Here is a 20,088-nt window from a genome sequence, read left to right on the forward strand (position 1 = left end):
CCTACCGCGTGGGGCCCGGGCCGGTGATCAGGACAGCGGAGCGGACACCGCTCGCCCGTACGGCCGCGACGACCCCGGCCGTGGGACCGGTGAGCGCGAGGACGGCGAGCGCGGCCAGGCTCGCGCCCAGCACCAGGCCCAGCGCCACGTCGTGCGGGTAGTGCACCCCGACGAAGACCCGGGAGAAGGCCATGAGCAGGGCCAGGGGCACGGTCAGCAGTGCGAGCCGGGGCAGGGCCATGGCCAGGGCGACGGCGGCGGCGCCCGCTATGACGGAATGGTTGCTGGGGAACGACCAGTCGCCGGTGGCCGGGCACGGGATCAGCGAGGCCGCCGCCCCGGCCACGGCCCGGCAGGGGCGCTCCTCGTCGACGGCCGACTTCACCAGCTCGGAGGCGACGTAGGCCAGCGCGGTGACGAGCGGCGCGAGGACGGCCAGGGCGACGGCGCGGGAGTCGCCCTGCCCGCGCGAGCGCCACCACACGGCCACGAAGAGGGCGCCGAAGGCGAACAGCCCGTACTCCGTCCAGAGCTCGAAGGCCGACTGCACCCAGGCGGGGGTCGAGTGGGCGAAATCGGTGACGTCGAGGTAGAGGCCGGAGCTGTCCATGGTGACCGACGGTACTCAAAGCGGAATAACGTCATCGTCAGCCTCCTGGCTGATTCCGGGCGCCAGGACTCCCCCCGCAGGATGATCATCGGCAAAACAAGCCGAGTGCGCGGCATGTGGGGCACGGATCGCGCCGCGAACTCTCGTAAAGTTCCGTCCGTGGGATCTCTGCGCAATCCGGTCGGGCCGCTCCCCTCCTCCATCTACTGGCGACGGAGGGCCGTGCTGGCGTCCGTTGCCGCGCTCCTCGCGCTCCTCGCCGTGTGGACCATCAGCTCCGGCGGGGGGAAGCCGGGTGCGAACGGCAAGGGCCAAGGCCCCGATCCCGTCACCCAGATCACCCCCGGGCCGTCCGGCTCGGGTCCGGCGATCAGTCAGGCCCCGGGCGGGCGCGGCGAGTCGGGCTCGGGCGGCGCCGGTACGGGTACCGGCTCCGACGCCGGCGCGAGCCCCGGCACGGGCAAGAACGGTGAGCCGGGCGGCGGGCCGGGCTCCACCGACGCGGGCGGCTCCGGCGCGGGCCAGGCCGTCCCCGCGGACTCGCCGGTGCCCACGTGCGCGCCGGGCGCGCTGCAGTGGGAGGTCAAGAGCCTGAAGAACGAGTACGAGGCGAGCGAGAAGCCCCGCCTCGAACTCATCGCGCGCAACGTCTCGGGCACCACGTGCAAGGTCGATCTCGGCCCGAAGCAGGCGGTGCTGACCATCACTCAGGCGAGCAATGCCAAGCCGGTCTGGTCCTCGGCCGACTGCCCGGCGGGCGCGGGCAACGCGTTCTTCCGCGTGCCCTCGCAGGGCGAGACCAGGCAGTCCCTCGAATGGGACCGGCACTTCAGCGCGGCCGCCCAGTGCCAGTCGCCTCCGGCGGGGGCAGCCGCGCCGGACACGTACGTGGTCGAGGTCAAGTCCCCGGGCATGCCGGTGGCGCGCACGTCCTTCGTCCTGAAGCAGGACTGAGCCCCGGCCGGCCCGGGACGCTCCCCGGGCCGGCCCTCAACTCCGCCTAGACGTAGCGCTCCAGGATCGAGGACTCCGCCAGGCGGGACAGGCCCTCGCGCACGCTCCGCGCCCGCGCCTCGCCCACGCCGTCCACCGTCTGCAGGTCGTCCACACTGGCGGCCAGCAGCTTCTGCAGCCCGCCGAAGTGCTCCACCAGCCGCTCCATGATCGCCCCGGGCAGCCGGGGAATCTTCGCGAGCAGCCGGTACCCGCGCGGGGACACCGCCGAGTCCAGCGTCTCCGGCGACCCCGTGTACCCCAGGGCCTTCGCCACGATCGCCAGCTCCAGCAGCTCCGGGTGCGTCAGCGCGTCCAGCGCCGGCAGCGCCTCGTCCACCGTGCGGGAACGCTTCGCCGTCGGCTCCGGGACGTAGTCGCGGATCACCAGCTCCCGCTCCTGCTCGATGCCGACCGTCAGCTCGTCCAGTTGGAGCGACAGCAGTCGGCCGTCGGTGCCCAGCTCGATCACGTACTCCGCGATCTCCGTCGCGATGCGCCGCACCATTTCCAGCCGCTGCGCCACCGCCGTGACATCGCGGACCGTCACCAGGTCCTCGATCTCCAGCGCCGACAGCGTCCCCGCCACCTCGTCCAGGCGGAGCTTGTACCGCTCCAGCGTGGCCAGCGCCTGGTTCGCCCGCGACAGGATCGCCCCGGACTCCTCCAGCACGCGCCGCTCGCCGTCCACGTACAGCGCGATCAGCCGCATCGACTGCGACACCGACACCACCGGGAATCCGCACTGCTTCGAGACGCGGTCCGCGGTCCGGTGCCGGGTGCCCGTCTCCTCCGTGTGGATGGACGCGTCCGGCACCAGCTGGACGCCCGCCCGCAGGATCTTGGTGATGTCCTTGTCCAGGATCAGCGCGCCGTCGAGCTTGCACAGCTCGCGCAGCCGGGTCGCGGTGAACTCCACGTCCAGGACGAAGCCGCCCGTGCACATCGCCTCGACGGACTTGTCCATGCCGAGGACGATGAGGCCTCCGGTATTGCCGCGGACGATCCGTTCGAGCCCGTCACGCAGGGGCTGACCAGGTGCGACCGCGCTCAGCGAGGCACGCATCATGGCCTCCTGCTTGGAGCTCGCGCCCGACTTCCCGGATGCTGCTGCCCCGTCCTTGGCTGCCACTGCACTCCTCCGGTCGCGGGTTTGTACCGCCTGCGTACGGCCGGGCGGACCAGGCCAAAGTCTACCGGCGCGGCCCGCGCCCCCGCCGTGCCTTGGCCCGGCCGGGCCGAAGGGCACCCCGTCCGGGCCCCCTGACCTGCGAAGGGGAGCCGTTTGCTAACCGGCGTCGGCGTCCTTCGCCGGCGTACGCGACCGCCCGCGCGGCAGGACCCGCAGCGCGTCGCCCATGTCGGCGACCTCCGTCACCTTCATCCCGGCCGGCACCTTCCCCGGATCCGACGGCACCAGCGCGTGCGTGAAGCCCAGCCGGTACGCCTCCGCGAGCCGCCGCTGCACGCCCGTCACCCGGCGCACCTCGCCCGCGAGGCCGACCTCGCCGATCGCGACCAGGTTCTTCGGGAGCGGTACGTCGCTGGCGGCCGAGGCCAGCGCCAGCGCGACGGCCAGGTCGGCGGCCGGCTCGGTCAGCTTCACCCCGCCCACGGTCGCGGTGTAGATGTCCCGCTTGCCGAGCGCCGTGATCCGGCCGCGCTGCTCCAGGACGGCCAGCATCATCGAGACGCGCGAGGTCTCCAGTCCGGAGGTGGTCCGGCGCGGCGAGGGGATCTGCGAGTCCACCGTCAGCGCCTGCACCTCGGCGACCAGCGGGCGCTTGCCCTCCAGCGTCACCGTCAGACAGGTGCCGGGGACCGCCTCGGCGCGGCGGGTCAGGAACAGCCCGCTCGGATCGGCGAGGCCGTTGATCCCCTCGTCGGTCAGCTCGAAGCAGCCGACCTCGTCCGTGGTCCCGTACCGGTTCTTCACACCGCGGACCAGCCGCAGGCGCGCGTGCCGGTCGCCCTCGAAGCTCAGGACCACATCGACGAGGTGCTCCAGCAGCCGCGGACCGGCGATCGCCCCGTCCTTGGTGACGTGGCCGACGAGCAGGGTGGACATCCCGCGCTCCTTGGAGGCCCGGATCAGCGCGCCGGCCACCTCCCGGACCTGCGCCATGCCGCCGGGCGCGCCGTCGATCTCGGGCGAGGCCACGGTCTGTACGGAGTCCATGATCAGCAGCGAGGGCTTCACCGCGTCGAGGTGCCCGAGTACGGCGGAGAGGTCGGTCTCGGCGGCGAGGTAGAGGTGGTCGCTGAGCGCGTTGATCCGGTCGGCCCGCAGCCGCACCTGGCTCGCCGACTCCTCGCCCGTGACGTACAGCGTGCGGTGCTCGTCGCTGGCCGCCTTCGCCGCGACGTCGAGCAGCAGCGTGGACTTGCCGACGCCCGGCTCGCCCGCGAGCAGCACGACCGCGCCGGGTACGAGGCCGCCGCCCAGCACCCGGTCCAGCTCGCTCACGCCGGTGCTGCGCGCGGTCGCCGTCCGGACGTCGACCTGCCCGATCGGCACGGCGGCCGTGGTGACCCGGCCGGCCGCGGTGGTCCGCACGGCGGGCGCGCCGCCGAGCTCCTCGACGGTGCCCCAGGCCTGGCACTCGGGGCACCGGCCGAGCCACTTGGCGGTGGAGTACCCGCACTCGGTACAACGGTAGGACGGCCGGTCCTTGGCGGATGAACGAGATGTACGGGCAGCCATGCGGCCCACCGTAGCCGCCCCCACCGACAGCCCCGCCGGCCGCGGCCGCCGACCGCCGAGGGCCACCGCTGCCGGCCGCCACCGGCCCCGGTCGGCGGCCCCGCCACCGGCCGCCGTGGCGTGCACCGTCAGGGCGGCTGTCAGCGCGGAGCCGATCTGTTCACCCGTAAGGGCTAAAAGTGGTGAAGGCTTCCGGAGCGCCACCGGCGCGCCGCCTACGGTCGCCGAGTGACGAGCAGCAACCAGGGACACCCCGCACCGCGCACCGGCGCACACCGGGCGCACGGGCGCACGCCCCCCGAGGGGACCAGGGTGGAGCAGCCGCCACCGTTCCGGCACGAGCCCTACCTGGACGGCCTGTTCACGTACTGCCTCTCGGTCCTGTGCGACCACGACACCGCCACCGACGTGCTCGGAGATGTCCTCGCCGTCGCCGAACGCCATCCGGGCCGCTGCCCCGACGAGGGGGACCGGCGCGCGTGGCTCTACGCCCTCGCCCGCTGGGCCTGCCTGCGGCGGCTGGCCGAGCGACGGCGCACGCGTCACGGGTACGGCGGAGCGCACTCCGCCCGGCGTACACCGGAGCACACCGGTCCGGGCCGTGCGCCGGACCCGGTGGCCGCCGATGTGAACGCCGCCGCGAACGCCGCGAACGCCGGCGCGCCCACCGCCGCGAACGCCGCCGTGCCCGCCCGCACGGGCACCCTCGACGTATCCGCCTACCGCCGCACCGAGCTCGCCCGCCTCGCCTGGCCGGAGGCCGCCGGCACCACCCCCGAGCAGCGCGAGGCCCTCGAACTCGCCGTCCGCCACCGCCTCGGCGTCCCCGAACTCGCCGCCGTCCTCGGCACGCCCCCGGCCGCCGCCCGCGAGCTGCTCTCCGGCGCCGCCTGCGAGGTCGAGCGCACCCGCGCCGCCCTCGCCGTCGTGGAGACCGGCAACTGCCCGACCGTGTCCCGGCTCACCGGCGACGACGGCGAAGGCGGCGGGGACGGCCGGGACTTCAACGTCCTGCTGTCCTCGTCCCTGCGCGCCGAACTGGTCCGGCACGTCGACGACTGCCCGCGCTGCCGCCGCGTCGCCGAACGCGTCGGCGCCGGCGGGCCCTGGCCCGGCTCGGGCGGCATCGACACCGCCGCCCTCCCGCTGGTCCCGGCCCCGCGCACCGCCGTCCGCGCCGCGATGGTCCGCTCCGGCAGCCGCCGGGGCGGCGGACCCGGCCCGCGCTTCGACCGCACCGGCTTCCCGATGGACCCCAAGGACCGCGCGGCCCGCCGCGACCGGCTGCGCGCCCGCGCCGTGACCACCACCGTGGTCGCCACCGTCGTCGCGGCCCCGGTGCTGGCCCTGTGGGCGGCCTACCGGGGAGCCCCGAGCACCGGGGAGTCCGTCGGCACCGGCTCCACCCGCATCTCGGCGAGCGATGCGCAGCTCCCGCCGCGCACCGACGGCCGCCCGCTGACGGCGTACGAGAACGCGGGCAACGCGGCCGCCGTCACCGACGGCCCCGGCTTCGCCCCGCCCTCCGCCGGCCCCGACGTCTCCGTCGAGGTCATCAGCAGCGGCGCGCCCTCCGCCACGCCCAGCGGGCCCGGGGCCCCGGGCCGGCTGACCGCGACCGCCGCCTCGCGCGGCTCGACCACCCTGCTGACCCTCACCGCGTCGGGCGGCGCACCGGTCGACTGGCGGCTGTGGTCCGACGCCCCGTGGCTGCGCGCGAGCCTCACCTCGGGCCGGCTGTCACCTGGAGAATCGGTCACCCTGCGGATCGCCGTGGACTCCGAAGCCCAGCCCGTGGGGGCCTGGAGCGCCCGGGTCGGCGTGGACCCGGCCGGCGCGGTGATCTCGATCCGGGGCCGGGGCCGCCCGGCGCCGACCCCGACGCCCACCCCGACGGGGGAGACCGGCGGGACCGGAACGTCCACGGGCACGACGACGGGAACGACGGGCGGCACGCCGTGACCGGCCCGGACGGGACGACCGACGGCGCCTAGAACAGGCGGAGCTTGTCGTCCTCGATGCCGCGCATGGCGTTGTAGTCGAGGACGACGCAGTCCATGCCGCGGTCGTTCGCCAGGACGCGGGCCTGGGGCTTGATCTCCTGGGCCGCGAACACGCCCTTGACGGGCGCCAGGTGCGGGTCTCGGTTCAGGAGCTCCAGGTAGCGCGTGAGCTGCTCCACGCCGTCGATCTCACCGCGCCGCTTGATCTCCACCGCGACCGTCGCGCCCGAACCGTCCCGGCACAGGATGTCCACCGGGCCGATCGCGGTCATGTACTCGCGGCGGATCAGCGTGTAGCCCTCGCCGAGGGTGTCGATCCGGTCGGCCAGGAGCTCCTGCAGGTGGGCCTCGACGCCGTCCTTGATCAGGCCCGGGTCGATGCCCAGCTCGTGCGAGGAGTCGTGGAGGACTTCCTCCATGGTGATGATGAGCTTCTCGCCCGCCTTGTTGATGACGGTCCAGACGCCGGCTTCGTCACCGGTCCCCTCCTTGAGGGTGCACGGCGGCGACATCCAGTTGAGCGGTTTGTACGCCCGGTCGTCCGCGTGGATCGAGACACTGCCGTCGGCCTTCACGAGGATCAGACGGGGTGCCGAGGGCAGATGGGCGGTGAGCCGGCCCGCGTAATCGACGGAGCAGCGGGCAATGACGAGACGCATGGTCGGCAACGCTACTCGACCGATGGGCCTGCACGCGATTCGCCCCCGAAAGCCCCGTTCGCGGATGGCGCGTTGTATGCGCATTCTCCTGGTGCGGTCCCCACCGGGCGCCTACCGTGGTGAGCGGGAGGTTGCGACGCGTGCACACTGCGTCGCGATCTCCGTCCCTGCCCGTAAGACTCCGGTCACCCAATCGGCCGGGGTCGCGAGAGGAGAACCCATGTCGCTCGACGTCTCACCGGCCCTACTCGAACAGGCCGAGCGAGGCGAGGTCGACGAAGCCGCTTTCGTCGACTGCGTCCGGACCTCCCTGCCCTACGCATGGGAGATGATCAGCTCGTTGGTGGCCCAGCTGAAGGTCGACGGCGGACAGTTCGCCGACAACCAGACGCCGCCGCCCGACGAGCAGGCGCGTGGCCAACTGCTGCGCGCTCTCGCGAGCGACGCGATACGGGGTGCGCTGCAGCGCCACTTCGGAGTGCGCCTGGCATTCCAGAACTGTCACCGGCTGGCGGTCTTCCCGCTGGATTCCTCGGTGGACGACCGGCTGGCCAAGTTCACTTCGATCCGCGGTCAGCTGCTCAACCAGTCGCCGGAGCTGCGCGACTGTTAGCACGGCCCCGTAGGCGCACGCCCCGTTCGTCAGCGCACGATCCGCACATGTGACCGTGTACGACCGGTATCCCGCTGCCGCTCCGGTGCCAACGGAGCGGCAGCCCTGGTCTCAGCCGAGCCGGGGCACGACTTCGGTGCCGAGCCTGCGGAGGTTCTCCTCCGTCGCGGCGAGGTCCCCCGAGCCTTCCGTCAGCAGGGCGAACCGCGTGATGCCCGTACGTTCCGAGGTGGCCGCCAGCCGGTCCGCCGCCAGCTCCGGGGTGCCCACGGGGTGCAGGTCGCACAACAGCTCGGTGTACGCGACCGGGTCGCGCATCGCGCGCCGGCGGCCGTCCACCGTCACGTGCGCGTCCAGCCCCTGCTTGAGCCAGCCCGGCATCGACTTCATCAGCGTTTCCCGGGCGTCCGCCGTCCGGTCCGCCAGCTGGCACACCCCGGCCGACACGTGGTCCGCCTCGGGCGAGCGGCCCGCGGCCCGCGCCGTGCGCCGCCACAGGTCGACCATCGCGGCCTTGTCCTCGTCACCGCAGTGCATGCCGAGCAGCATGGGCAGACCGCGCTCCGCGGCCAGCCGGACCGATGCGGGGGAGGTGCAGGCGACGATCACTTCCGGCCCCTTCCCGTCCCCGTCCAGAGCCTCCGACGGGCGCGGTACGACGGCCACCTCGCGGAAGCCGTACCGCCCGCCGGGGCCCCGCAGATCCGGCTGCACAGCCGCCTGCGCGGCCGCCGGGGACCCCGCTCCCGACCCCGCCCCCACCCGAGGCTCGGCCAGCCAGCGGCGCAGCAGGTCCAGGTCCTCCTGGAAGCGGTTCTCGTACGCGTCGAGGCCGCCCCCGAAGACCTCCAGGTCCACCCAGGGGCCGCCCCGGCCGACGCCGAGGGAGAACCGTCCCTCCGAGGTCAGGTGCAGCAGGGCCGCCTGCTCGCCCAGGGCCACCGGGTGCGTGTTCGGCAGCACGCTGACCGCCGTGCCCACGCGCAGCCGGCGGGTGCGGCCCAGCATCAGGGCCGCCAGGGTCACCGCCGAGGGGCAGACCCCGTACGGGACGAAGTGGTGCTCGGCGAGCCAGACCGAGTCGAGCCCGGTCTCCTCGGCCACCTCGGCGGTCCGCACCGCCCGGTGCAGTGCCTCTCCCTGACCCTGGCCAGGGAACTGGGCTGCCAGTACAAACGCTCCTACACGCATCGCCTTTAGCCTCCTCGCGGCTGACGCGGCCTCCCCCAGGCGGACCGGTTTTCTTACCGGCAACAACGTCTGACACGTGCCAAAGGCACGGCCTGACAGGAAAGTTATTGGGATTGTCGGGCCAGTCACGTATTGCGGATGGTCGTCCTTCGGCCACCCTGCGGGTACCCCGGCTCGCTGCGCGTAGTCTGGGAGAAAGTCACTGCCGTCCGCCCATCCGTGAGGTATACGTGTCACCGCGCCACAACCGCCCCAGGGGCGGCGAGAATCCAGCCGATCGTTCGGACCAGGCCTCGGGCCCGGGCAGTCTGGACCGGTACGGGCTGGAGCGCATGGAGGAGTACCAGGGCGAGGACTGGAAGGTCCGGCACGTCGCGGGCGCGAGCGCGGCGGGCAAGCGGTACCGCTGCCCCGGATGCGACCAGGAGATCCCCTCCGGCACCCCGCACCTGGTGGCCTGGCCGGAGTACGGCGGCGTCGACGACCGCAGGCACTGGCACAAGGCCTGCTGGAACGCGAAGGACCGCCGCACCTCCAAGGTGCAGCGGTCCCGCAACGCTCCCAAGCACTGAGCCGGCCCCGGACGTCCCGGTCAGGTCGGGTCCGGTCGGGGCCCGTCGGGTCCCGTCCCGTCAGGTCCGTCCTAGACGTCCCGGCGGCCGGTCACCACGTACGAGGCGGCGACCGCCGCGCCCGTCACCAGCAGGATCAGCACCAGGTGGCTCAGGCTGCCCGGGGCCGTGATGCCGTCCGCGACCACGGCGCCGTCCGCGGCCGGCTCGCTGCCGCCGGCGGGCAGCCCGAACAGCTGCATCAGCGCCATGGGCGCGTTGTACTGGATCATGGCCCGGCCGACCGGGGCGAGGGCCTCCCAGATGCTGAACACGGCCCCTATGACCGGCGGCAGGGTGACGATGCCCAGCATCAGGGCGATCGCGCCCGCGGAATGCCGCACCAGCGCCCCGATAGCCAGGGACAGCACGCCGAGCAGGGTGACGTAGAAGCTGCCCAGGAGCCCGGAGACCCACTCGGAGCCGGAGTGCGTCCCCGAGGCCGAGCCGCCGTGCAGGATCGAGGCGGTCAGCCCGACCAGGGCGACCGACCCGGCGGTGGTGAGGAAGGCCGCGGTGCCGAAGACGAGGTACTTCGCGGTCAGCACCCGGTACCGGTCGGGGGCCGCCGTGAAGGTGGTGCGGACCAGGCCGGTGCCGTATTCGGAGGTCACGGTCAGCACCCCGAGCACCATCACCGACAGCTGCCCGACGAGCAGGCCGAAGAGGGAGGGGGCGATGAACGGCATCTGCTCGTAGTCCAGGTCCCGGGTCTGCAGGATCACCGCGCCGCCGATGCCGACGACGAGCAGCACCAGCGAGCCGAGCGTCCACATCGTGGAGCGGACCGAGATCAGCTTCGTCCACTCCGAGGCCACCGCGTGCCCCAGGTGCGGCCGCGTGGCCGGCAGCGGGGAGCTGTAGCCCTGCGGGGCCGGCTCCCCGGCGGTCGCGGTGGTGGGGGCGGCGGTTGGACTGGCACCGGTGGCGGAGGCGGCCGGCCGCGCGCGGTCCGGCGAGTGCCCCTGAGTGTTCGCAGATCTCACTGCTGCCGAGGGTGGCTAGGTGAACCTGCCCCGGGGGGCGGCTGGGGAACGGGGGTCATCAGTACCTCACCCTCGGGTCGATGACGGCGTACAGGAGGTCGACGGCGAGGTTCGCGACGACGATGAAGAAGGCGGCCAGCAGGGTGACCCCGAGGACCACGGGCTGGTCCGAGCTGACCAGGGCCCCGTAGAACAGCCGCCCGATGCCCGGGAGTCCGAAGATGGACTCGGTGATGACGGCTCCGGCGAGCAGGCTGCCGAGGTCCATGCCGAAGATGGTGAGGATCGGGGTCATCCCGGAGCGCAGTCCGTGCTTGACGACGACGGTGCGCTCGGGCATCCCCTTGGCGCGGGCGGTGCGGATGTACGGCTCGGCCATCGCCTCGATCATCGAACCGCGGCTCTGCCGGGCGTACATGGCGGCGTAGAGCAGGGCCAGCGCCGTCCACGGGAGCAACAGGTTGCTCGCCCAGCCGAGCGGGTTGTCGGTGAAGGCCTGGTAGGTGGGGTAGGGCAGGATCCCGGCGACGCGGATGACCCCGTAGATGAGCATCACGGAGGTGAAGTAGACGGGCAGGGAGGCGGCGGCGACCGCGCCGACCATCAGCACCTTGTCGGTGGCGGTGTCCTTGCGCAGGGCGGCGGTGACGCCCGCGCCGAGGCCGAGGACCAGCCAGAGGGCGGCGGCGCCGACGGCGAGGGAGGCGGAGACCGGGAGGCGGTCCATCAGGAGGTCCCACACGGGCAGGGAGTTCTCGTACGAGTAGCCCAAGCACGGGAAGTCGCACTGGACGGCGTACTGGCCGGTGCCCAGGGTGCGCCCGGTGAAGATGCCGGTGAGGAAGTCGAGGAACTGGCGCCACACGGGCTGGTCGAGGCCGAGGTACGCGCGCACGTCGGCCAGTCGCTCCGCGCTGCAGGTCTTTCCGCAGGCGGAGGCGGCCGGGTCGGAGGGGAGCACGTAGAAGATGAGGAAGGTGACGGCGGCGATGGCGAGCAGGACGCCCGCGAGGGCGAGCAGCCGGCGTGCGAGGTAGAGGATCACGTCCGCCCGCCCCTCGGGTCGAGGATGTCGCGCAGGGCGTCGCCGAGCAGGGTGAAGGCGAGCACCGCGAGGAAGAGGAAGAGGCTCGGGATGACGAAGTACATGGGGTCGGTCTCGTAGAAGGCCACGGACTCGGCGATCATCTGGCCCCAGGAGGGGGTGGGCGGGCGCACGCCGACGCCGAGGTAGCTGAGGGCGGCCTCGGTGCTGATCATCCCGGGGATGAGCAGGGTGGTGTAGGCGATGACGGGGCCCGAGACGCCCGGGAGGATCTCGCGGGTCAGGATCCGCCAGGCGCTCGCCCCGCCGACGCGGGCGGCGTCCACGTACTCGCGGTGTTTGAGGGAGAAGGTCTGGCCGCGCACGACGCGGGCGACGCCGGGCCAGCCGAAGACGCCGATGACGGCGGTCATGAGGACGATGCGGTTGACGTCCTTGGCCACGGACAGCATCGCGATCATGAAGATGAGGCTGGGGAAGGACATGGTGAGGTCCATCAGGCGGGACAGGACGGCGTCGGTGCGGCCGCCGAAGTAGCCGGCGGCGATCCCGGCCGCGGTGCCGGCCACCACGACGATGGCGGTGGCGGCGAAGGCGATGAGGAGCGAGACCTGGGCGCCGTGGACGACGCGGGCGAACAGATCGCGGCCGGTGACGGGTTCGACGCCGAGCCAGTGCTCGGGGCTGATCCCGCCGAAGGAGCCCAGGGGCTGGCCCCCGAGGTAGGGGTCGATGGCGGACTTGTCGAACTCGTCCGGGGACCAGCCGCCGAGTGCGCCCAGCCAGGGGGCGGTGGCGGCCATCAGGACGAAGAGCAGGACGACGCAGAGGCTGATGCGGACGGCGGGGCGGCGGCGGAGTTCCCGCCGGGCGAGCTGCCAGGGGCTGCTGCCCGGGGGGACCGGGGCGGCCGCCGCCGCGTCCGTGGACGTGGCGGCGGTCATGGTCAGCCCTGGCTCTGGCTCTTGGCGGGGTCCTTGAGGCCGATGGTGGCGTAGTCGAGCTGGCCGACCCAGACGGGGTGGCCGTAGGCCCCGGCGATGTTGGTGCCGACGAGCAGCGGCTTGCGCTCCAGCAGGACGGGGACGGCCGGGGACTTCTTCATGATCTCGGCGTCGAGGTCGATCCAGGCCTGGTTGGCCTGCTTGGCGTCGGCCATGGCGTTGATCTCGTCGATCCGCTTGATCGTCGCGTCGTCCTTGAACTGCGAGTAGTTGCCCGAGTTGCCCTTGACCTTGATGGTGCGGCCGTCGAAGACGAAGGGCAGGAAGGTGGACCCGGAGGGGTAGTCGGGGCACCAGCCGCTGAGCACGAGGTCGGGCGCGGTGGTGGTGTCGCCGATGACGTCGTAGTACGCGCCCGGGTCGACGGTGTCGATGACGATCTCGACGCCCGCGCGGGCCAGGCCCTGCTGGACGGCCTCCGCCTTGCCCTTGTCGCCGGTGGAGACGGCGAGGGAGACCTTCAGGGTCTCCTTGCCGGCGGCCTTCAGGAGCTCCTTGGCCTTGGCCGGGTCGCCGGCCGGGGGAACCTTGAGGGTGTCGGCCTGCTTGCCGCCGGAGAGGGCCGGGGGCAAGTAGGCGGTGGCGATCTCGTTGAGGGCCGGGCCGCCGCCGGCGGTGACCACGGCCTCCTTGTCGAGGGCGTACTGCATGGCCTCGCGGACCTTGGGGTCGTCGAAGGGGGCGCGGGAGTTGTTCATCTGGAGCATCTCGGTACAGCCCTGCGACTCGGCCAGCAGCCGGGACTTGACCTCCGGCTTGGGCAGCACCTTGGGGGCGCTCTCGGGCCGCATGTCGGACCACTGGACGGCGGAGGCGTCGGCGCCCTCGCCGGCGATGATCCGGTCGTCGATCTGGCCGCCCTTGAGGCCCATCACGACGACGAACTTGTCCGGGTAGGCCTTGCGGACGGTGTCGGTCTTGGCGTCCCAGTGCTCGTTGCGGACCAGGACGAGCTTCTTGTCGCGGTCGTACGACTCGATCTTGTACGGGCCGGAGGAGAACGGGCGGGCGTCGTACTGCGTGCCCTTCTCCTGGGCCTCGGGGACCGGAGCGAAGGTCGGCAGGGTCGCGGTCGCGGAGAACTCGGCGACGGGCCGCTTCAGTTCGAAGACGATCGTGCGGTCGTCGGGGGTCTTGACGGAGTCGAGGTGCTTGCCCTGGAGCGGGCCCTTGTAGCCCTCGGTGCCGGCCAGGTACTGGGCCGCGTAGTCGGGGCCGCCGGTGAGGTCGGGGGCGAAGGAGCGCTCGACGTTGTACTTGATGTCCTGCGCCTTGATGGGCGATCCGTCCTCGTACTTCACGCCCTCCTTCAGGGTGAAGGTCCAGGTGCGGCCGCCGTTGGAGGAGGTGCCGAGGTCGGTGGCGAGGTCGGGGACGAGCTCGCTGCCGCCCTTGCCGGGCTCGGCCTTGAAGGTGACGAGGGTGCGGTAGAGGAGGCGGGTGCCGAAGTCCATCGTCGGCATGACCCAGTTGCGGGCGGGGTCGAGGTGGGCGAAGTCCTGGTTGGACAGGACGGTGAGAGTGCCGCCCTTCACGGGGGTCCCGCCGAGGATCTTCCCGTCGTTGGCGGAGGCGGGGTTGGAGGCACCCGCCCCGGCGGAGCCCTTCTTGGGGTCGGAGCAGCCGGAGGCACCGAGTGCGAGTGCGGCCACCAGAGTGGTGGCGAGGGCGAGTTGGGTGCGCTTGGTCATGGTCACTCCAGTGAAGGGCCGCGCTCTATGATGTGACCGGTAACATAGTAATGTGAAATTGTACTGACAAGGGGTTGGAGCCGCCGTTATCCAGCCGTGTCCAAATCCGGCCGGGCGGTTGGCTGTTGGACCGCCCTCCTACACGCCCTCCTATGCGCCCTCCTATGCTGCCGCCATGGATCCGATACGGCTGACCGGGCTCGGCCACCTCCCGGCGGTACTGCAAGGACTCGCACGGAACACCGCGCTGCCCGGGGAACTGGCGGCGCGGATGCTGCCCTACGGCATGGCACCGCTCCGGCTGGCGCTCCGCAAGGGGTTCGCTCCCGGCCCCGAGCTGTGCGAGGCGTTCCTTGCCTGCGGCGCGGCCGAGGCGCTCGCGCACGCCGAGGTGCTGCCGCCGGAGTTCGCCGCGCGGCTGGCGGCAGATCCGGACCCGGAGGTGCGGGCGGTGCGTGCGGGCCAGGAGCACGTTTCCGCCGGGCGGCAGGCCGTGTTCGCCGCCGACTCCGACGCGGCGGTACGGGCCGCCCTCGCGAAGCACCCGGACCTCCCGGCAGGGCTCCTCGCCGTGCTGGCCGCCGACGGGGACCCCGGGGTACGAACGGCGGTCGCCTCGCGCGGGGCTGAGCTGCCGGACGGGCTCCTGCGGGGGCTGCTGACGGACACCGACCCGAAGGTGCGGGCGGCCGCGTGCAAGCACCGGCCGCCCCGCGATCTGCACGCGGCGCTGCTGGCCGACCCGGTCACGCGCAGGGCCGTCGTACGCTTCCTCGACCTGGACGCGGACACGGCGGCCGCCCTGGCCGCCGACCCCGACGAGGACGTGCGCGCGGAGCTGGCCGTCCACCCGGCACTGCCGTCACGGGTACGGAACGCTCTGGCCCGGGACGTGAGCCCCCACGTGCGGGGAAGGGTCTTCGTCCGCGCGGACACCCCGGCGGAGCTCCGGGACGAGATCCACGCCTGGCTGACCGCCGGAGCCGGGCGGGCGGAGGACTGGGCGAACGCGGAGGAGGACGACGTCTTCTGCGAGATCGCCCTCGTCTTCCTGGAGGCGGACTCCTACCCCTGGATCGAGGCCGACCCCGTCCCGTACGCCGCCTCCCCCCACCCCGGGCTGCGGCGCGCGGCGGCCCGCAGCGAGTTGCTGCCGGCCGGGCTGGTGCGCGGGATGCTCGGCGACGAGGATCCTGCGATCCGCACGATCGCCCTGGAGCGGACGCCCGGCGTCGATCTCGCCACCGCCGAGGACCTCGAACGGCGCCACGTCCCGTCGAAGTTCCGGTGCCGGCCCGCGGACTACTTCCCGTTCCCGCCCGAGGCGCTCCGCCGGTTCGCCTCCGACCCCGACGCCCGCATGCGCGTACTCGCGCTGCGTGACCCCGACTTGCCCGCCGCGCTGCTGGAGCGGCTGGCGGCGGACGAGGACGACACCGTCCGGCGGGCCGTCGCCGAGGATTCCCGGACGGCGCCGGGCACGCTGCTGCGCCTGCTCGGCGACGACTCGGAGTCCGTCGCCGTGTCCGCCGCCACCTCTCCCGACCTGCCGGTGGAGGCCATGCGCGCGGTGCTCGACCTGGTCGCCCGTGACGACGCCGCCGAGCGCGGGAGCGCCGTTCTGCTGTGCGGGCCGTCCGCGTCGGGCCGGGACGCCCGCGCGCGGGATCTCGCGGGCCGCGGCTACTTCCGGTTGTCCCTGGACGAGGACGTCCGAGACCGGCTGGCGGGCGAGCCGGTCGCGGAGGGCACGGACGAGCACGACCGGCTGCGGGCGGACGTGCAGCGGGAGTTGTGGTGCGAGCTGGAGCAGCTCCTGGAGGACCGGGAACCGGTCGTGGTCGACCACGGTGTCCTGAGCGGGACCACCGGGGAGCGCTACCGGGCCCTGTTCGAGAGCCACGGTTACCGCTGCGAGGTCGTCCACATCGAGGCGGACGCGACCCCGCAGGGGTGACCCGGGCCGGCCGGTGGCCGGGGCCGGGGCTACCCGGGCCGTTCCTAGTGCTGTGGCCGGGAAGGTTTGCCGGGTCGCGGTGTCCGGTGCGGTGCATCTCCCCCAGCTACCGCCGGGAGGGGCCCCCGGGCGGAGGACCACGCCTCGTACTGGACGTACCGGTGTGGTCCGACAACGCGGCGAGGTGCCGTGCCGGGCGCCGGGCCCCGGTGAACCCTTCCGGTCACAGCACTAGAGGCCCGAGCCCAGGCCGCCCGGGATGCGGCCCACCGGTTCGTCGCGGCCCTGGGCCCACAGCGAGCGGACGTGGCCGAGGTGGCGGGTCATGCAGGCTTCGGCCGCCTCCGCGTCGCCGGTGAGCATCAGGTCGAGGAGCTCGATGTGCTCCTCGGCCGAGGAGACCAGCTTCCCGGCCTCGTCCAGGCCCGTCAGGCCGTACAGCCGGGAGCGCTTGCGCAGGTCGCCGACCGTTTCGACCAGGCGGTCGTTGCCCGAGAGGGCCAGCAGGCTCAGATGGAAGCGGCGGTCGGCCTCCAGGTACCCGATGAGGTTGTGCTCGCGGGCGCTGGTGACGATCTCCTCGGCGACGGGGCGCAGCGCCTCCAGCTGCTCCGGCGTCGCGATCTTGGTGATCCGGCCGATGGTCGGGACCTCGATCATCGTGCGCAGTTCGGTGTACTGGTCCAGATCGCGCTCGCTGACCTCCGTGATCCGGAAGCCCTTGTTGCGGACGGGCTCGACCAGGCCTTCACGGGCCAGGTCGAGCATGGCCTCGCGCACCGGGGTGGCCGAGACGCCGAGTTCGGCCGCGAGGCCGGGGGCGGAGTAGACGCTCCCCGGGCGCAGCTCACCCGCTATCAGGGCTGCCCGGAGCGCATGGCCGACCTGGTCGCGGAGCCGTTCCTGAGCCTTGATGAGGCTGTGCTGCTTCAGGTCACCCATTGCATTTCCTCCGAGACCGCTCACACCACTGGCGTGCGGAGGAACAGCGTACAATGTCACGTTGCGCTTGCTCCTCAGTGGACACCGCTCCCGGCGGCCTCGAACAGTGCGACCGCCACAGCGAGATCTTCCCAGGCCATGCCCACACTCTTGAAGAGCTGGGGACAACTTGCCGTCCCCGCCCCCGGCATCCGGCCGGCCACCAGATCCGCCAGGGTGCCGCTGATGTGGCCGGCGCCGATAGCCCCTTCCGCCTCCGGCACCAGCAGGTCGCCCGCCTCGCGCAGCGCCGCCGCACGCGACTCCACGTACACGGCCGCCCGCCGCACCAGCGCCGTGTCGACCTCGCGGGCGTCCGGCTCGTGCGAGCCGACCGCGACCACGGTGGCGCCCGGCGCGATCAGCCGCCCGTCGAAGAGCGGTTCGCGGGAGGTGGTGCAGCAGACCACCAGGTCGGCGTCCGCGACTTCGGCCGCCACGCCCGGCCGGGCCGGGACCCCCAGACCCCGCGCGTGCTCCGCCAGCTTCCGCGCGCCCGCCGGGTCCCGGGCCACGACCACCACCTCCGCCAACTGCCGCAGCGCCAGCACCGCTTCGAGGTGACCGTACGCCTGCGGCCCCGACCCGAAGAGCAGCATCCGCAGCGGCCGCCCGGCCGGGAGCAGGTGGCGCAGCGCCAGCGCCGAGACCGCCGGGGTGCGCAGGGTGGTCAGCGCCGCCCCGTCGAGCAGGGCGAGGGGGCGCAGCGTGGGCCCGTCCAGGAGGAGGTAGGACCCGGTGATCCTGGGCAGGCCGAGCCCTGGGTTCCCCGGTGCCACTCCGGCGATCTTCACGCCCGCGTAGGCACCGGTGGCGGCCGGCATCAGCAGCAGCTCCCCGCCGCCCGGCACGGGCAGGGCGCTGCGCGGCGGGCAGGTCTCCGGGTCCAGCCCGGCCAGCAGGACGCCGGCCAGCGCGTCGGCGGCGGCGGCCGGGGTGAGCAGGCCGGCCGTCTCGGCGGCCGACAGCTGGGGGATCACAGGAGGAAGCCGGTGCCGAGCGCGTCGCGCGGGTCGACGGTGAAGAAGTGCTCGCCCGTGCGGTACGCCGTGCCGGTGACCTCCGTGACCAGGCCGTCCGCCGTGCGCGCGGCGGCGCGGCCGGTGAACACCGTGCCCACGACCGACTCGTGGAGCAGGTCCTCGCCCTCCCCCAGCCGCCCGTCCTCGGCCAGCAGGGCGAGCCGCGCCGAGGTGCCGGAGCCGCAGGGCGAGCGGTCGACCTGCCCGTCGGCGAAGACGGTGACGTTGCGCTGGTGCGGCCCGAAGGGGGTGTCGGGCAGCTCCTCGTACAGGATCACCCCGTAGACCCCGGAGAGCAGCGGCCCGCCCGGGTGCCAGGTCCCGGGGTGGGTGGCCAGGGCCGCCCGGATCTCCTGCCCGGCCCGCACGAGCGAGGGCAGCGCGGCCGGGCTCACCTCCAGGCCGAGGTCCCGCGCGGCGACGGAGGCGTAACAGGCCCCGGCGTGCGCGATGTCGGCCTCGGCCATGCCCAGGGTGGTGGCGACGGGCACCTTGCGGGCGCTGGTGCGCGCCGCGACGTTGCGGAAGGTGACCCCGGTGGTGCGGCCGGCCGCGCGGTGCACGGTCGCGCAGACCCGCCCCGAGGGCACGTCGATCCGTACCTGGACGTCCCCGTCGTCGGGGGCGGCGACCCGGCCGGTGTCCACGGCCCAGGCGCCGAGCGCCATGGTGCCGTGGCCGCAGGCGGTGGAGTAGCCGTCCTTGTGCCAGAACAGCACCCCGAAGTGGGCCCCGTCGTCATCGGGCGGCACCACGAAGCCCCCGTACATCCCCGCGTGCCCGCGCGGCTCCTGCACCAGGAGCCGGCGTACGTCGTCCAGGGCGCTCCGGCGCGGCGCCGTGCCGGATCCGCCCGGTCCGATGGCGGTGGCGCACCGCTCGGCGACCGTGTCCCCGGGCACGGGCGGCAGGCCGGCCGCGCGGGTGTCGACGATGCGGAAGGGCTCCCCGGCGGCGTGGTAGTCCTCGGTCCGAACGGTGGTGGTCACAACAGGAACCCTCCCGGGAAGGGGTCGGACGGGTCGAGGAAGTACTGGGCGGTGCCGGTGATCCAGGCCCGCCCGGTGACGGTCGGCACGACGGCCGGCAGTCCGCCCACCGTGGTCTCGCCGACCAGCCGGCCGGTGAACTCGGTGCCGATGAAGGACTCGTTGGCGAAGTCCGTGTCCAGCGCGAGCTGGCCCCGGGCGTGCAGCTGCGCCATGCGCGCGCTGGTCCCCGTACCGCAGGGCGAGCGGTCGAACCAGCCGGGATGGATGGCCATCGCGTGCCGGGAGCGGCGGGCGTCGGAGCCGGGGGCCGCGAGGTAGACGTGCTTGACCCCGGCGATGGAGGGGTTCTCGGGGTGGACGGGCCGGTCGGCGGAGGCGTTGACCGCCTCCATGACGGCCAGTCCGGCGGCGAGCAGCTCGTCCCCGCGCTCCCGGTCGAAGGGCAGGCCCAGGGCGTCGAGTTCGACGAAGGCGTAGAAGTTCCCGCCGTAGGCGAGGTCGTAGGTGACCGTGCCGTAGCCGGGGACGTCGGCCTTGAGGTCGAGCCCGACGCTGAAGGACGGGACGTTGGTGAGGGTGACGGCGGTGGCCGCCCCGTCCTCGACGCGGACGTCCACGCTCACCAGGCCCGCCGGGGTGTCGAGCCGGACGGTGGTGACCGGCTCGACGACGGGCACCATGCCGGTCTCGACCAGGACGGTGGCGACGCCGATGGTGCCGTGCCCGCACATCGGGAGCAGGCCCGACACCTCGATGTAGAGGACCCCGAAGTCGGCGTCGGGGCGGGTCGGGGGCTGCAGGATGGCGCCGCTCATGGCGGAGTGGCCGCGCGGCTCGTACATGAGCAGGGTCCGGATGTGGTCCAGGTGCTCGATGAAGTGGAGCCGTTTGGCGGCCATGGTGGCGCCGGGGATCACCCCGACCCCTCCGGTGATCACCCGGGTGGGCATGCCCTCGGTGTGCGAGTCCACCGCGTGGTAGATGTGGCGTGTGCGCATGGGGTCCCCCCTGGCTGGCGGTTCGGCG

At 73.2% G+C, this 20,088-nt stretch carries 18 protein-coding genes; 5 read left to right on the forward strand and 13 right to left on the reverse strand.

Translation table 11 applies throughout. The features are described 5' to 3' along the window. Nucleotide 1 precedes the first annotated feature (1 nt). Complete coding sequence (locus DRB96_RS13165) at nucleotides 2-610, reverse strand: phosphatase PAP2 family protein (protein WP_112448621.1); 609 nt, start codon at nucleotides 608-610, stop codon at nucleotides 2-4. A gap of 159 nt (nucleotides 611-769) precedes the next feature. On the opposite strand from DRB96_RS13165, the gene DRB96_RS45900 reads away from it, so the two are divergent. After that, complete coding sequence (locus tag DRB96_RS45900; protein WP_112448622.1) at nucleotides 770-1,564, forward strand: hypothetical protein; 795 nt, start codon at nucleotides 770-772, stop codon at nucleotides 1,562-1,564. 46 nt (nucleotides 1,565-1,610) lie between these two features. On the opposite strand, the gene disA is transcribed toward DRB96_RS45900, so the two are convergent. Both disA and radA read right to left on the reverse strand, forming a co-directional pair. After that, nucleotides 1,611-2,735 (reverse strand): DNA integrity scanning diadenylate cyclase DisA, encoded by a 1,125-nt coding sequence (disA, locus tag DRB96_RS13175; protein ID WP_112448623.1) that lies wholly within the window; start codon nucleotides 2,733-2,735, stop codon nucleotides 1,611-1,613. Nucleotides 2,736-2,891: 156 nt separating this feature from the next. Beyond that, the gene (radA, locus tag DRB96_RS13180; protein ID WP_112448624.1) at nucleotides 2,892-4,307 is read right to left on the reverse strand and encodes a DNA repair protein RadA; all 1,416 of its coding nucleotides are present in this window, start codon (nucleotides 4,305-4,307) and stop codon (nucleotides 2,892-2,894) included. Between the two features lie 228 nt (nucleotides 4,308-4,535). Between radA and DRB96_RS13185 the strand changes: the two genes are divergently transcribed. Beyond that, complete coding sequence (locus DRB96_RS13185; protein ID WP_204357710.1) at nucleotides 4,536-6,269, forward strand: sigma-70 family RNA polymerase sigma factor; 1,734 nt, start codon at nucleotides 4,536-4,538, stop codon at nucleotides 6,267-6,269. Between the two features lie 28 nt (nucleotides 6,270-6,297). Here DRB96_RS13185 and nucS read toward each other — a convergent pair whose 3' ends face one another. After that, nucleotides 6,298-6,969, reverse strand: coding sequence for an endonuclease NucS (nucS, locus tag DRB96_RS13190; RefSeq protein WP_162688431.1), 672 nt, complete (start codon nucleotides 6,967-6,969; stop codon nucleotides 6,298-6,300). Nucleotides 6,970-7,189: 220 nt separating this feature from the next. Between nucS and DRB96_RS13195 the strand changes: the two genes are divergently transcribed. Further along, nucleotides 7,190-7,582 carry an SCO5389 family protein gene (locus tag DRB96_RS13195; RefSeq protein ID WP_031150500.1) on the forward strand — a complete coding sequence of 131 codons (393 nt, stop codon included), beginning with the start codon at nucleotides 7,190-7,192 and terminating at the stop codon, nucleotides 7,580-7,582. A 111-nt stretch (nucleotides 7,583-7,693) separates the two neighbouring features. On the opposite strand, the gene DRB96_RS13200 is transcribed toward DRB96_RS13195, so the two are convergent. Then, nucleotides 7,694-8,773, reverse strand: a complete 1,080-nt coding sequence (locus DRB96_RS13200) for an LLM class flavin-dependent oxidoreductase (RefSeq protein ID WP_112448626.1) — start codon at nucleotides 8,771-8,773, stop codon at nucleotides 7,694-7,696. 230 nt (nucleotides 8,774-9,003) lie between these two features. Here DRB96_RS13200 and DRB96_RS13205 point away from each other — a divergent pair, with 230 nt between their 5' ends. After that, the gene (locus tag DRB96_RS13205; protein WP_112448627.1) at nucleotides 9,004-9,345 is read left to right on the forward strand and encodes an ATP/GTP-binding protein; all 342 of its coding nucleotides are present in this window, start codon (nucleotides 9,004-9,006) and stop codon (nucleotides 9,343-9,345) included. 71 nt (nucleotides 9,346-9,416) lie between these two features. Here DRB96_RS13205 and DRB96_RS13210 read toward each other — a convergent pair whose 3' ends face one another. Genes DRB96_RS13210 through DRB96_RS13225 form a run of 4 tightly spaced genes read right to left on the reverse strand, consistent with a single transcriptional unit; the run spans nucleotide 9,417 to nucleotide 14,110 of the window. Then, a complete protein-coding gene (locus DRB96_RS13210) occupies nucleotides 9,417-10,370 on the reverse strand; it encodes an ABC transporter permease (protein ID WP_239517725.1) in 954 nt (317 codons plus the stop codon). A 58-nt stretch (nucleotides 10,371-10,428) separates the two neighbouring features. Next, nucleotides 10,429-11,415 carry an ABC transporter permease gene (locus tag DRB96_RS13215; RefSeq protein WP_112448628.1) on the reverse strand — a complete coding sequence of 329 codons (987 nt, stop codon included), beginning with the start codon at nucleotides 11,413-11,415 and terminating at the stop codon, nucleotides 10,429-10,431. Next, nucleotides 11,412-12,359, reverse strand: coding sequence for an ABC transporter permease (locus tag DRB96_RS13220; protein WP_112448629.1), 948 nt, complete (start codon nucleotides 12,357-12,359; stop codon nucleotides 11,412-11,414). The genes DRB96_RS13215 and DRB96_RS13220 overlap by 4 nt, the downstream gene beginning before the upstream one ends. Nucleotides 12,360-12,361: 2 nt before the next feature. After that, on the reverse strand, nucleotides 12,362-14,110 hold the full coding sequence (locus DRB96_RS13225; protein ID WP_112448630.1) for an ABC transporter substrate-binding protein: 1,749 nt from the start codon (nucleotides 14,108-14,110) through the stop codon (nucleotides 12,362-12,364). Between the two features lie 175 nt (nucleotides 14,111-14,285). Here DRB96_RS13225 and DRB96_RS13230 point away from each other — a divergent pair, with 175 nt between their 5' ends. Next, nucleotides 14,286-16,067: an AAA family ATPase gene (locus tag DRB96_RS13230; RefSeq protein WP_112448631.1), complete on the forward strand. Its 1,782-nt coding sequence runs from the start codon at nucleotides 14,286-14,288 to the stop codon at nucleotides 16,065-16,067. A 231-nt stretch (nucleotides 16,068-16,298) separates the two neighbouring features. Here the strand turns inward: DRB96_RS13230 and DRB96_RS13235 are convergent, their stop codons facing one another. From DRB96_RS13235 to DRB96_RS13250, 4 genes are all read right to left on the reverse strand, one after another. Further along, a complete protein-coding gene (locus DRB96_RS13235) occupies nucleotides 16,299-17,009 on the reverse strand; it encodes a GntR family transcriptional regulator (protein ID WP_112448632.1) in 711 nt (236 codons plus the stop codon). A 74-nt stretch (nucleotides 17,010-17,083) separates the two neighbouring features. Next, nucleotides 17,084-18,028 carry an ornithine cyclodeaminase family protein gene (locus DRB96_RS13240; protein WP_239516189.1) on the reverse strand — a complete coding sequence of 315 codons (945 nt, stop codon included), beginning with the start codon at nucleotides 18,026-18,028 and terminating at the stop codon, nucleotides 17,084-17,086. Further along, entirely contained in the window at nucleotides 18,025-19,059 is a 1,035-nt protein-coding gene (locus DRB96_RS13245) for a proline racemase family protein (protein WP_239516190.1), read from the reverse strand. Before DRB96_RS13245 ends, DRB96_RS13240 begins: the two co-directional genes overlap by 4 nt. Next, nucleotides 19,056-20,060 (reverse strand): proline racemase family protein, encoded by a 1,005-nt coding sequence (locus DRB96_RS13250; RefSeq protein ID WP_112448633.1) that lies wholly within the window; start codon nucleotides 20,058-20,060, stop codon nucleotides 19,056-19,058. Before DRB96_RS13250 ends, DRB96_RS13245 begins: the two co-directional genes overlap by 4 nt. Between the last annotated feature and the right edge of the window lie 28 nt (nucleotides 20,061-20,088).

It is taken from the genome of Streptomyces sp. ICC1 (assembly GCF_003287935.1).
Taxonomy (GTDB): Bacteria; Actinomycetota; Actinomycetes; order Streptomycetales; family Streptomycetaceae; genus Streptomyces; species Streptomyces tritrimontium.